General features: G+C 70.7%; 9 protein-coding genes. 2 read left to right on the forward strand and 7 right to left on the reverse strand.

Annotation, left to right across the window (positions count from 1 at the left end):
* Positions 1–154 precede the first annotated feature (154 nt).
* From KIH74_RS38225 to KIH74_RS34870, 6 genes are all read right to left on the reverse strand, one after another.
* Positions 155–3,739, reverse strand: coding sequence for a TraM recognition domain-containing protein (locus tag KIH74_RS38225; protein WP_214160718.1), 3,585 nt, complete (start codon positions 3,737–3,739; stop codon positions 155–157).
* On the reverse strand, positions 3,736–5,679 hold the full coding sequence (locus KIH74_RS34850) for a VirB4 family type IV secretion system protein (protein ID WP_214160719.1): 1,944 nt from the start codon (positions 5,677–5,679) through the stop codon (positions 3,736–3,738). Before KIH74_RS34850 ends, KIH74_RS38225 begins: the two co-directional genes overlap by 4 nt.
* A gap of 38 nt (positions 5,680–5,717) precedes the next feature.
* A complete protein-coding gene (locus KIH74_RS34855) occupies positions 5,718–7,307 on the reverse strand; it encodes a PrgI family protein (protein WP_214160720.1) in 1,590 nt (529 codons plus the stop codon).
* A gap of 10 nt (positions 7,308–7,317) precedes the next feature.
* Positions 7,318–8,964, reverse strand: a complete 1,647-nt coding sequence (locus KIH74_RS34860) for a conjugal transfer protein TrbL family protein (RefSeq protein ID WP_214160721.1) — start codon at positions 8,962–8,964, stop codon at positions 7,318–7,320.
* Positions 8,957–9,484: a pilin gene (locus tag KIH74_RS37360; protein WP_214160722.1), complete on the reverse strand. Its 528-nt coding sequence runs from the start codon at positions 9,482–9,484 to the stop codon at positions 8,957–8,959. The genes KIH74_RS34860 and KIH74_RS37360 overlap by 8 nt, the downstream gene beginning before the upstream one ends.
* A 941-nt stretch (positions 9,485–10,425) precedes the next feature.
* The gene (locus KIH74_RS34870) at positions 10,426–10,893 is read right to left on the reverse strand and encodes a hypothetical protein (protein ID WP_214160723.1); all 468 of its coding nucleotides are present in this window, start codon (positions 10,891–10,893) and stop codon (positions 10,426–10,428) included.
* Positions 10,894–11,003: 110 nt separating this feature from the next.
* On the opposite strand from KIH74_RS34870, the gene KIH74_RS34875 reads away from it, so the two are divergent.
* Positions 11,004–11,339, forward strand: a complete 336-nt coding sequence (locus KIH74_RS34875) for a hypothetical protein (RefSeq protein WP_214160724.1) — start codon at positions 11,004–11,006, stop codon at positions 11,337–11,339.
* Between the two features lie 15 nt (positions 11,340–11,354).
* On the forward strand, positions 11,355–11,492 hold the full coding sequence (locus KIH74_RS34880; protein ID WP_214160725.1) for a hypothetical protein: 138 nt from the start codon (positions 11,355–11,357) through the stop codon (positions 11,490–11,492).
* A 627-nt stretch (positions 11,493–12,119) separates the two neighbouring features.
* On the opposite strand, the gene KIH74_RS34885 is transcribed toward KIH74_RS34880, so the two are convergent.
* Positions 12,120–12,620, reverse strand: coding sequence for an aminotransferase-like domain-containing protein (locus tag KIH74_RS34885; protein ID WP_246573801.1), 501 nt, complete (start codon positions 12,618–12,620; stop codon positions 12,120–12,122).
* Positions 12,621–13,164 lie beyond the last annotated feature (544 nt).

A 13,164-nucleotide genomic window follows, 5' to 3' on the forward strand; every position in this document is an offset into this window, starting at 1 on the left:
CTCCCGTGAGGCCGGTGCAGCGGGGGCGAGGCCTGCACGCTGCCGGCACGCCACCGGCCCACCCCACACCGCCCTCCCGGGGCGGCCGCATGCCTGGCCGGAGCCTTCACGGAAGGTGACGGCCCGGGGCGATCTCGGGTGGGCGGCGGCGTGCTCATGGTGCGTCGTCCCGCTGCTCCTGAGGCCGTCTGTCTGATCGTCCCTCTGCTCGTGCGTCTGGTCGTTGGCCGCGTCCTTCGTGAAGTCGCCGCGAGCGGGCCCGGGCTGATCCTTGATGGCGGGGGCGGGCCGGCGACGTGTTCTGGACGGTGTTCTGGACGGTGTTCTGGACAGCGTTCTGGGTGGTGTTCTGGGCGGTGTTCTGGCTGGTCGGATGATCCCTGCGTCGCGCATCGCGGCTCGTGACGACCGGATCGATCTCGGTGCCGGTGTCGGTGTCGGTGGGGACGTCGGTGGGGACGTCGGTGGGGACGTCGGTGGGGACGTCATCGGGTTCGGTGTCGGGTTCGATGCTGGGACCGGTGCGGCGCACGTGTTCGCGCACCCGTGCGCGGGCGGCGGGGTCGGGCGCCGGGAGCGGGGTGGTGGCCAGGGTGAAGGCGCGCATCTCGCGGTTGTCGGCGACCAGGCGGGTCGCGGCGGTGTAGGGGCCCAGGCCGGCCAGGTCGTGCTCGTCGAGTTCGGGCAGGGTGTGGCGGGCCAGCTGGCGCGCGTCCTCGGGTGAGCAGGAGAAGTACACCTTGTTGCGGGCGTTGGCCGAGATCGCCGACTGCACCTCCCGCGAGAGCTGGTCGAGGTTCTGGTGGGCGAGGGTGAAACTCAGGTGGTAGCCGCGGGCCTCGGCGAGCATGTCGGTGACCGAGGAGGACAGGTGCAGGATGTTGTGGGCCTCGTCGGTGTAGACGCTCGCGTCCTGGCGCCGGGCCTCGGGGATCGCGGCCCGGGCGGTGGCGGCCTGCCAGACCGAGGCCAGCAGCATCGAGCCCATCAGCTTCGAAGCGTCCTCCCCCAGCTGCCCTTTGGGGATGCGGGCGATGAGGATCCCGCCGTCCAGGATCTGGGACACGTCGAACGTCGAGGCGCGCCCGATCGTGAACCGGACGAAGTCGCGCAGCAGGAAGGACCGTAGCCGGGCCAGGACCGGCCCGATCACCTGGGCCCGCAGGGCTGAGGGGGTCGACTCGTACCATTCCCAGAACCCGCCCAGCCCGGCCGAGTCCGTCAGATTGACGGTCAGCGGCGCCCGGAACCGCTTGTTGTTCAACAGGGCAGGCACCATGGTCAGCCGGGCGCCCGGGTACCGCATCAGGGTCAGGCACGACACCCGCAGCACGTCGTCGATGCGGGGGCCCCAGTGCCGGGAGAAGATGCTCGCGAAGATCGCGGTGAGGTTGTCGACCTGGAGGCCGGCATCGACGCCGGGCACGGGTTGCAGCGGGTTGAACGCGGCCGAGCCCATCGGCTGGTCGGGGTCGATCAGGGTCACCCGCGGCACGGCGGAGGCCGGGATCCGGTCCAGGACGTCCAGGGCCAGGTCACCTTTCGGGTCGATGAGGACCACTCCGCGCCCGGCGTGGATGTCGGCCAGGACCTGCCGGCACAGCAGAGTCGACTTGCCCACCCCGGTGGAGCCGAGCACATGCATGTGCTGGCGGGCATCGACCACCGACACCCCCACCGACCGGCCGTCGGCCAGCGCCCGCCCCAGGACCTTCACCTCTCGCCCGCCGCCGGCCAGGCCGGTGGGGGCCGCCACGGTACGCGAGTGCGCCCGGTCCAGGCCCGGCACCGACACATCGGTGGGCAGCGCGACCAGGGACGCCAGCTCCGGACTGCCCAGCACGAACGTCCCCACAGCCCGGCCGCGGGCGGCCACCGCGGACATGTCCCGTCCGGCCAGGACCGCCGACGGCTCCTCCAGAGGGCGGGCACGCAGCTGGTTGCGGCCGTCATGCACACCCAGGGCGGTGCTCAGCGCTTGGGCATGGGCGTGCAGATTCGCCAGAACCTTCTGTCTGTCGGCGCGGATACGCCGCTGCACCAGGCGATTTCGGCGAAAATCAGCATGTGCGCCGGCGGCCTGATGCAAGCCCTGATGCAGGCCCTGGTGCAGGCCCTGGAGCTGGTCCGAGGGCAGGCGCCGGGTCTGCGTGACAGCCAGGCGAATGCTGACCTGCCACAGCAGTCCGGTACGGACCTTCTCCAGGCCGGGGCGCGCGTCCTGCTCCTGCAACGGGTCACCCACCCGCCGCGCGCCCGCCGCCCCCGTACGGGACGTCGCGGCAGTCGTTCGGCCACCGCGGGCGCCGGAGCCGCCGGTCGCGACGCCCAGCACAGCCTCCACAATCTCCAGGACCAGATCCACGACGAGGGACGCGACCTGCTCGACGACCTGGAGCGCCGGCTGAACCAGGCCATGAGCGCCGCCGTTCAGCCACGACGTCCCGGCTGACAGCCGGTCCCCGGTCTTGAGCGCCGCGGCCCCGGCCCGCACCGCCCGCACCAGGCGCGGGGACGGCGAACGAACCAGGACCTGGATGCAGGCGCTCTGGTCGGCGCGCAGCAGGGCGCCCTGCTCGATCACCGCGCGCATCGGGTCGACCGGCTGCTCGGAGCGGCTGCTGAGCGCGTACCAGCCCGGCAGCACCGCGATCAGGGACCGCCCGACCTCCAGCACCTCGTGCCCTTCCGGGACGAACGCCACCGGCGTGCCGGGCACCGCCGTGGACGGGACGCCAGGCATCGCATCCGGGTGCGGCCGGTCCTGCGGTGCGACTCGGCGCATGGACGCCGCTGCGGTCGGGTCGCTGCCGACCCGGCGCCTTTTCGTGGAAGAGGAGAGGTCCGACGCCGTGCCCGATGCGGTCGCCGGTCGACGGGAAGGGCTCTGGGAAGACCTCCGGGAGGCCGTCTGTGGGCCTGCCGGCAGGCCTGCGGGACGGTCGGCGCGGTGATCTTCGCCGCCGTGACCTGGCGGGTGTCCCGCCGGTGTGCCTCGGCCGAGCAGGAGGTTGACCCACCAGGGGTCAGCGCCCGTAGCGCGCTGCGGCGGTGCGATCGGCTGGCCAGCGTCCTGGGGTCTGCGGCGCGGCGCTGCGCCGGCGGCCTCGGGCTCGGGCGTCTGCCGGGCTGCGTGTGGGGCTGCGTGTGGGGCTGCGTGTGGGGCTGCCGGTGGAGCTGTCGGTGGGCCCGCGGGGACGTCGGGGCGGGGGTACAGGGGATGGGTGGCAGGACGGATCGTGGTGCTGGCACCGGGCCAGGCGGCGCGGGCGGCTGCGGCGACCGACCGGGCCACCATCGTGCCCGGCACCCAGACCACGAACGTGAGTTCCCGCTGGAACCAGCGCATTTCGAAAGCGATGTGCGGCGGCCCGTACAGCAGCCGCCGCCAGCCCCGGCGCCGCAGCAGCCCGGCCATCTGCGCCCACCACAACACGACGCCGTCCGGATCGACCTGTGCCGGTGGGCGGATCCAGATCTCCTGCGCCCCGCGCAGCCGCCGGGCCTGCTGCCAGCGCCAGGCCCGGCGCATCAGGTGCTGGGCCTCACGCAGCACCAGACCCGCCACGACCGCCAGCAGGACGGCGAGCACCACCCCGGACATCGGGTCGTCCACCGGCATCCTCACCGTCACGGGCAGCGTCCAGGACGCATTCACCACCCCGGCGGCAACCGCCCGGCCAGCCACATGCGTCATGTCGTTCATCCCTTCCGGCACGGCCGAGACCCGGGCGCTCATGCAGGTGATCCTTTGCGGGGCAGGAATTTTTGCGGCCATGATGACGAGACCGCCGCGGGGGGCAGGTCCTCGGGCGGGGCCGAGGCGATGACGTGCTCTGCGGGTGAGGCCACGATCTGGATCGGGACCCGGGATCCGGCCAGCAGCAGCGCCTGCCCCCGCCGGGCCGTGGTCAAGAACGCCGCCTCGGCCGGGCTCAGGGCGCAGGCCCGGGTCAGGGCGTCCATCGCCTGGGGCGCCTGGCGTAGCAGCAGCACGGTGGCCGCATTGGCCAAGATGACCTCGCCCAGGTCGCTGCCCAGCAGATCCACCACATCCGGGGTGATCAGCATCAGCCCCGCACGACGCTTGCGGGCGGTCTTGGCCAGCCGCGCCAGGAACCTCGCCCCGGACGGCTCGGCCAGCAGCAGCGACGCCTCATCCACGACCACCAGATGCCGTCCCCGCTCACCCCACCCGTCCCGGCCCGGCACCGCCGCGGCAGCCACGCGATCCGCAGCAGCGTCATCGGACCGGGACGCCGGGGCAACGCGATCGACCGACCGCCAGATCTCGTCGATCGCCAGGAGCATGCCCACCGGCCGCAGTTCCTCCGCCAGCAGCCGGGTGGTCCACACCGTCAACTGCTCCTCGCGCCCCGGCCCGGCGCCCAGCTCCCCCGCCACATCACCGTCCCCGGCCCGCGAGGTGACGAACAGGCCCCGGAACGAGCCCGTCACCCACGGCGCCAGGCGAGCCACGAGATCGGCGGCGATCCGCGCCTTCTGAACCTCAGGCCCGGGACGACCGACCTCACCCACAACATCCGCCTGCGCCTGCACTGGACCGGCCAACTGCTCCAGCGCACCCACCAGGTCGGCGAAACACGGGGCCGGGCGGGCCCAGGTGCCGGGATCAGCGCTGATCCCGGCGGCGGCGTAGGTGGCGATGATCGTCTCGTCGAGCACCGCACGCCCGGCCGGCTCGGCAGGCTGCCCGAGCATGACGTCCACCAGCGTGTGCAGGAACAGGCACCGCCGGGTGAACGCGTCCGGGTCACCCGCCGGCAACGCCAGCGGATTCAGCCGCGCACCCGCCGCTCCCAGCTCCACGACCCGGGCCCCGACCTGCCGCGCCAGCTCCAGGTATTCGCGTTCGGGATCGATCACCGACACCCTCACCCCGCGATACAGCTCCCGCAGCACCGAAAGCTTCACCGCGTACGACTTCCCGGCCCCCGAGCGGGCCAGCACCACCTGGTTGTGGTTGTCCAGGCTCCAGCGATCCCCGCTCACCTCGCTGCCAGATTCCAGATTCAGGCCCAGCAGCAGCTTCCGGCTGCTTCCTGCCTCGAACACCCCACCAGGTCCGGATCCCTGTCCCGCCAGCGGCGCCGGAAGGTCCGGGCTCGCGATCGGGCACGCTGTCGCCAATGCCTCGGTGTCCATCACCCGCCGGATTCCCACCCGGTCGGCGCCGATCGGCAGACCTGCACGAAAAGCCTGCTCCTGCCGCCAGGTCAGCAGATGCGTCTCCAGCAGCAGCGACGCCGCATGCGCGCGCAGACCGGCGAGCGCGGCCTCCAGATCCGGGAGGGTGGGCGCGTGCACGGTGATCACGATGCTGGTCAGGAACAGACGCGACTGCCCGCGCGCGACCTTGTCCGCCAGGTCCGTGGCGTCCTGGCTGACCGCCTCCACCAGCGGATCCTCCAGCCCGCCCCGGTCGGCGCGGACCCGGCGCGTGGACTCCATCCGGATACGACGACGCCGGATCCGCGCCGCTGCCGCCGGTGCCGGGATCGGCGCCACGTGCACCGACACATCCATCACCTCTGGCCAGGACGTCAGCGGCTCCAGCCACGCCATCCCCACCTCCGGCGGATACCCGGCCACCACCACCGCACCCGAAAACGTCTCCCCCACGCGCACGCAGGACGCCGCCACCTGCACCCGCCCCATGGCCGCTTCCGTCGGCGCGCGGCCCGCACGCCGGGGCCTCACCGCTGCCCCCGATCCGGCGCCCACACCTCAGGATCGGCACCATCACGCGGCCGGATACGGCGCCCACCCGGCAACGGCAACATCCGCGGCACCCGCCGCTGGCTGCCCGCACCACCGGCACCGGGCGTTTCCACAGCCCGGTCAGGCCGGGTCGGATCACTCGCGTCCTCGCCATCGACGTCGGCCTCATCACCCGCCCATGACCGGCCAGGTGATGGGCCGTTCGACACCACGTCGCCGGCCGGCTCGTCATCAGGTTCGTCATCCAGCCCTCCGGCTGATGCGCCGCCACCCCAGCCGTCATCGACCTGACGCACCCACCCGTGCGGCACCACCGCGTCATGGCCTTCGGTCTCCTGGAGGAACTCCAGGTCGCCGCGCCCTGCGGAACCACCTCGTTCCTCCCAAAAATCTTCTGGGACGTCCCATTCCGGCACATCGTTGACGTCATAGAGACGGGCACCGTGATCAGGGTTCGAAGCCAGCAGACACGGCGTCCACGCACCCGCCAGAACCTGCTGCACCTCCAGCCCGCCCAGAACGACCGCGTCGGCACCCAGATCCCCTAACTCCGCGACCGTGCGCCGGGCCCGGCTCAACGCCTGCGCCGCCGCGCTCGGGGACAGCAGCCGCTGACGTCGCTCGCCACCAGCGTCCAGGTCCTCGGCCGGCCGGGCGGCCGAGCGGCGGCGTGACCAGAAACGGTTGCGGGGCAGCAGATGCCGCAGCTGCTGCCCGCCGGAGGGCAGGCCACCACTGCAAGCGATCACGACCGTGCGTTGCAGGGGCCGTTCGGTCTCGGCGAGGTCCAGCAGCATGCCGGCGTGATCGAGCGCCAGCCTCGCCAGCGCCGGATTCGCCAGTGTCGCAGCCTCTTCGGCGAGGGTGGCAGCGACCGCCGCCAGGTCGCTCGGGCGGTTACGCACGACGATCTGGACCGGACCGGACAGCGAGTTCAGCCAGCGCGCCATGCCCGCCGCCAGCACCGCGTCGTCCTGGTCGGTGGCCAGGATCGAGGGGATCGTCGTGCAGGCCACCAGGACCACGTGCAGGCCGTCGGGATGCACCAGCACACCCTCCTGGGTGATCGCCGCCACCGGAGCCCTGCCGCGCTCGGCCGGCACCTGCGTGAAATCCGTCTGGACGCTCCACGCACGCGGGCGCAGCCGGTACCGCACGGCCGCCAGCAGCCACCGGTCGAGGCTCAGCCCGTCGCGGTGCAGCAGCACCAGCGCCACCGTGGCCCCCAGCACGAGGGCGGCCCCACCCGCGAACACGATCGCCGGGATCCGTGCGTCCAGGACCTGCCAGGCCAGCATCACCGGCACCGCCACCGAAGCCAGCACAAGCGCCTGGTGGACGCTCAATCCGGCCACCACCGGATCCTCCAGATCCAGATCCGCCGGAATCCGGGCCCGCACCGGCACCGCCGGCTCACTCACCGACGCATTCATCGTCCTCATCCCCTCGTCGAGAAAACTCACGAAAAGGCAGCCCGGCCCGTCCGGTTCAGGGACGGGCCGAGCGCCCTCGAGCGGCGTATCGCGGTGCCTACAGGCGCTCCAGACAGCGAATCGCCGTGTCATGCAGCAGGTGTCAGGTGTCCTCGTCCGAAGATCCAGGACCCCGGCGCAGGTTGCGGGTGCGTGGCCGGGGCGCGCGGGCGGGACGGAGCCTGCTGCGGCCCGGCACCGGCTCCCACGCGGGGGCGATCGGCGGCTGCTGGCTCGTGCGTACCGGCTGCCGGCGGGCATGGGACGGCCGTGCCCGCACCGGCCGGGTCACCGGCGCCTGCCCACCAGCCCCGCCCTGAGCGGATCGACCGGCCGTTGTCGAAGGCACCCTGCGCCCACCTCGACCCTGGGTCCCCGCAGCATCGTTCGCCGGCCGGGGATGACCAGCGATACGGCCCGAGGACCCCCGGAGAGGATCTCCTCGCAGCCCATGCGCGCGCGTGCCCGGCAGCTGCTCGGTCTGCTCCCGGCGCAGCCGGATCGCCTGGGCCGCCGCAGCGCGTTGCCGGGTCCGGGTACCACCGGCCACCCGCGCCGGCAGCTGACCCGGCTCCCCCACGCTCCGGCCCGCCAACACGGCCCGCCGCTCGGCCCAGGACTTCCGCAGCCCCTCCCACCGCCCGCCATCAAACCTGCTGGACGCCAGCGAATGACGCCACGACGACGGAGCCGAGGACCGCACGGACCGGCCTCCCGCAGCCAGACGTTGCCCTACCTCGCTCCAGGTCGGCCCGGACGGATCGACGAAACCGGCCCGCTGGAGATCACGATGAGCCTGCCGCATCGCGAAACGTCTGGTCAGCCGGGTGGTGAGCCACCCCGCAGGATGCGCACCCCCGGACGCCTGAACACCGCGGTGCAGCAGCCGATTGAGCACCACGTACCGCAGCACCGTGCTGCCGGTCCCACCACGCCGCGAGGTCGTCGGCAGGAACTGGCTGACCATCCGCGGTGTGCGGACCACCACCAGCAGCAGACACACGATCAGCAGCATGTTGGTCAGGGCGTCACTGTGATCGAACGTCCCCACCCCCGACAGGTTCGCTCCCGGCTCCAGCAGCAGATCCAGACCGAATTGCAGGGCCACCGTCTGCACCAGCACCGTGAGCACCACCCCGGCCAGCGACGACCACCACGCCACCGCGACCGGCTGCAACCACGGCAGCCCATGACACGCCAACGCCAGCGGTCCCAGCGCGGCCAGCAGCGCCAACCGCACGAACCGCAACACCCAGCTGACCAGCAGCACGATCAGCAACACCACGATCAGCACCTGCAAGGCCAGCAGCACCAGCAGCGACTCCGGTGCCTTCGCGATCTGCCGGCTCATCCCCTTCGACGCGTTCAGCTGCTCCAGGGACTGCTCCCGCGAACCGGCCAGGGCACCGACCAGCGCATTGGCTGCCGTCGTCACCGTGCTGACGACCCACACCGCGAAATGCGACGCCATGAAACCCAACACGGCCCGCTGCAAGAGGTCCTTGGCCGAGTACTGGCTCTGCAACCCGCCATGGGTCATCGCGACCAGTCCCGCGACCGCCACGATCACGACGTACCCGACCTGCACCACCGCCAGCGACCGACCCGCCAGCCGCACCACCGGCTGCTGAGAAGCGACCTCCGGCACCCGCAGCACCAAATCACGCACCAGAATCAGCAACTGCGGCAGCGGCTCCAGCACCATGTCCGCGACATGGTTGAAAACCTGCTCGATCAGCCAGTCATCCACCGCTGACCCCCAGAATGCCCCGCAGGATGTCCACGATCTGCGGGGCCAGCAACGTGATCGCGAACCCCGCGCACGCCCCGACCAGCGCCGTGCGGGCCTTGTCCATGTCCCCCGGCTCCCGGGCGAACGTCCGGGTGATCCCCGCCACCGTCAGCATCAGCACCGTCAGCGTCGCCGCGATCCCCCGCAGCCAGGTCGTGGCATTGCCGATGACCGTCGGCAGATCCTGCGCCTGCCCCGGATCACCCGGCTCCTGCTGGGCCTGCGAACGCTGCACCGTCACAGCCGTCACGACCTCTCGCCCCGGCACCAGCGCACGAGCGTCCGGGATCATCTGACCTGCACCGATTCCGTGACCGGCCGCCGGAACAACGACCGCAGCGGCCTGCACGCTCCGGGCCGGCGGGCGCACCGATGCGGGCTCCGGAGCCAGGCACCGGTTCACCGAACACACCGCGGCCAGCACCACCACGAGCGCACCCAGGACCGCCAGCGGCACCACCACAGCCACCGTCAGCACGACGGCCGCCCGACGTACCCTCCGCCCGTCAACAGATCTCCGCCCGCCACCGCACCCCCAGGACACCGGCACCGGTCCGCCCGCGCGATGCGCACCACGACGACAGGAACAGCCCAGACCGGGCCGGCGGGCGCACCCGTCCCCGAAACCTTTCCTCACGCACCGCGTGCCGCTGCGTGAGACGAGCGCCCGCGACGGCCTGCCGATCGCCCGATGACGAGGCCCTCTCGCCGTCGCGAACGGCCTACCCACGCCGGTTCCTGCCGCCGAACGGCGAGCATGACGATGACGTCCGCCGGCAACATGACCGCCACCACGCGACGAGACCCGACGCCCGTCTCCCGGACGCTGACGTCGGGCCCGCACACGGCGAGCCCGACGCCGACGATCCCAGCCCGCGACCTCACCGTGACGAGATCGCCCGGAGCGGAGCCCTTCACCAGCTCGAGCACGGCGTCTGTTCCGGTGCCGGGAGCATCCGGAACTCACCGGCCCCTCATCGGCACCGTCGTGACCCGGGCAGGCGCCCGGCGAGAACTCGCTCCCGGCCGCGCCCGGCGAAGCGCTGCCGGGCTGGTGAGCAACATCGCCCTGGCCGCCCGAAGGCATGCTCGGCGGCGAATCCTGCGATGCGCTGCCGTCATCGTTGCGTTGGACCTGTTCGTGGGACACCAGACACCTCCCCCGCGGCCGAAGCCCTGAACGAGCTGCGCCGCAGGCTCTTTGCGATGAAGACCCCGTGCTCACGATCAGGCGGCACGAGGGCACGGACGAGTCGGATGCCAGGACGCCCAGGACCGAAACCCTGCTCGCCGCCGGACATCACGACGCTCTCCGAGACCAGCTGCATCAACCAGCCAGCCCCGGGAGCACTGACTCCACGCCCCAGCAAACGCCCTCTTCCAGGCCATCACTCACCGCAGCGGCGGCCTACCGCCACCTCACAGACAGCTTCCGCAGGCCAGCAACACACCCACCGCAGGCCCACCAAGCCCTTGACTGCCCTGCTGGAGGGCTACCCGACCGACGCCCTGCGACGGATCTTCGACGTCAACGTCTTCGGCATCCACCGCCTCGCCCGCGCGGTCCTGCCCCACTTCACGTCCCGTGGCGATGGCCTCTTCGTCACCATCTCCAACCTGACCGGCCGCCTGTAGATCCCACTCCAGGGCCCCTACGGTGTCTCCACGTGGGCGGCCGAGGCACTGACCGAACTCACTCGACTCGAGGTCTCCCAGCACGGCATCCAGACCGCGATCACCGAACCGGGCGGAATGCCCACCGAATTCATCGCCAAGCTCGTCCCGCCGACCGACACCGCGCGGATCTCCGACGACGGTGCCGTCGGCGAACTGCCCGGCCACCACCAACCCCAGCCAGCGAGTCGCCCATGTGGTCGTGACGAACAACGGCAGACTGACCGACCGGACAGGAGATGCCCTCGCGCCCGGATGCAGCCTGAAGGACAACTGGTCAGCTCACATCCCGCTTGACAAGTGGCAGACCTGGAGGACCTGAAATGCCCCTGAAGAAGACCGACCTCTCCACCCCCTGGATTCGCGACGAGCCCATGATCCACCTGACCCGGCTCTCCGATGCCAGCTGGCTGGCGACGGCCGCAGCAAATGACAACGAGGAGCTCTACGAAACACTGAACTTTCTTGACGACTTCGCCATCCTCGACAAGCCAGATCTGCAAGTGGGCTACTTCTTGATCAATCACAACGAGGCGCAGAAACTTATGCAGTTCAATGTGGCGCTAAATCAAGCCTTAGGCCACAAGGACAGGCACTTGTGGGAGCCAGTCTCGCTGGCGGCCCGCTCGGCCGCCTCGCTAATGACAGCGAGCCCCTAGCGTCGCGTGTTGATCATGGATCCCATCACGTCCGCCAAGTACCAGAACCCCGACGGGTACGCCGCATACATGAACAAGCAGGGGCAGACCATCGACCCCGCCAGGAACGACGGTCAGCACGCACATCCGTCCGCACACATCCCCCTATGGTGACCAACTATGATCATTCAGCAATACCTGGACTTCGATTCGTTCAGAAGCAGGGGAATCGAGTCAATAGAGGTGGACCCCATTGCCCAAGAGGACACTCTACAGGAGGCGCAATTCCTGGATCTTCGGTTCGATGCCATCACCGGGTTCTTGGGGGTAATTCTGGAACTGCGCACCGCTCTGCAGGTACGAGAATCCGACACAGGAATCCTGGTAGCACACGGCGTCCGAAGGATTGAATGGTCAGGACCCAAGGTCGAGTCCAAATTGACCGCTTGGACCATAGGCAGTTCGACATCGAAACTACAAGATGGGCTGACGACCTTTCGATTGACAATGTGGCCACAGCCAGGAACGGAATTACTTCTCACGGCAGAGCGCATTGCCTTCCTGTCGGGGCGCGTCCCCGGCCTGCATCCGTCGCCACCCAACTACGAGCGAGACCGAGCCGCCATTACAAACCAAATTGCTGGCTGGCTTTCACCCTTTGAGTTGATTAGCTCGATTTGCTCCGACGGAGCCCGATCCCGAGTTTGATCGGCACATACGCGCATCGCTGTTGGATGCGCCAGGTGATCAGCCCGGTCCAGTGAACATCGAGTCAGGTCGATCCCCACCCCTGCCAGCGGCTCAGACGGAAAGGAAAGCGGTTTGCGCCGGACCATGGGGTGAGGACAGCGGCGAGTTCCCGCAGGCGGCGGGGTGACGGTGCGACCGGTCGGGTAGTGGGTGCGGGGCTGACCAGTAGAAGACGGACGCCTCGCGGTGCGCGACGGCGTCCTTCAGAGCGTCGGGGACGGGCCCGTCGAGGTCCCAGGGCACGCCGACCGGGCGGCGTCGTCCGTTGCGCAGCAGGGCGATGGTGCGCTGGGAGGTGGGCTGCTCGACGGCCACGGCCCGGCCCTGCCGGGTGAGGGACGCGATGGCCAGGGAGGCCGCGGACATGCCGCCGTCGGCGGTCGTCCACGCGTCCGGGGTGTAGGGCCAGGCCGGGGTGACGGCGGCGAGCAGCTCGGGGGTGATGTAGGCGAAGTCGTGGGCGTTGACGTCCGGGGAGGCCAGGGCGTGGGTAAAGGCCCCGGCCAGGGCGGGCTGGAGGGTGGGATCGATGCTGCCCTGAGCGACGTCCATGAGGATCTGCCCGCCGGGCGTCTCGATGCTCTTCTTCCCGGCGCGGATGAGACGAACGTGCCGCGCCGGCCCTCGGTACGGATGACGCCCGCGGCCAGGAGCCGGTTCCATGCCTCGGTGACGGTGGTGTGGGTGAGACCCCGACGGCCCCGGCGAGCGAGCGGACGGTGGGCAGCCGGGTGCCGGCCGGGACGACGTCCTGCTCGATCAGCGAACGGATCTCGGCGGCGATCGTCTACGCGGTCCGGCCGTGGATCGCGGGCCACGGCTGCTCGTCGGTATTCATCACGGGATTTCCTACCCTTGCGGGCGGTCCGTGTCCGACCCCTGGTGCTCACAACCGCGCAGGTGACCGAGAACGCCACCCAGGACGTCCGCCGGGTCCGAGCTCGGGCAGGTGTCGTTCCACCAGCGTGGCCTGAACCCGGCCCAGCCCGAAGCAACTCGGTTTCCGGGTCCGGCGCGAGGCGGTGTCCGCGCGCCTGGTCACGCCGTCGTCGGTGCCCCCGGCGCGGGCAGGTTCAGGTGCTCGCGCAGGGTCTCA

It is taken from the genome of Kineosporia corallincola, assembly GCF_018499875.1.
Lineage (GTDB): Bacteria > Actinomycetota > Actinomycetes > Actinomycetales > Kineosporiaceae > Kineosporia > Kineosporia corallincola.

Bases quoted from the DNA above. Each gene is read 5' to 3' on its own strand.
- KIH74_RS38225 (WP_214160718.1), bottom strand. From the start codon at position 3,739: ATGAGCGCCCGGGTCTCGGCCGTGCCGGAAGGGATGAACGACATGACG.
- KIH74_RS34850 (WP_214160719.1), bottom strand. From the start codon at position 5,679: ATGGGGCGGGTGCAGGTGGCGGCGTCCTGCGTGCGCGTGGGGGAGACG.
- KIH74_RS34855 (WP_214160720.1), bottom strand. From the start codon at position 7,307: ATGACACGGCGATTCGCTGTCTGGAGCGCCTGTAGGCACCGCGATACG.
- KIH74_RS34875 (WP_214160724.1), top strand. From the start codon at position 11,004: ATGCCCCTGAAGAAGACCGACCTCTCCACCCCCTGGATTCGCGACGAG.
- KIH74_RS34880 (WP_214160725.1), top strand. From the start codon at position 11,355: ATGGATCCCATCACGTCCGCCAAGTACCAGAACCCCGACGGGTACGCC.
- KIH74_RS34885 (WP_246573801.1), bottom strand. From the start codon at position 12,620: ATGGACGTCGCTCAGGGCAGCATCGATCCCACCCTCCAGCCCGCCCTG.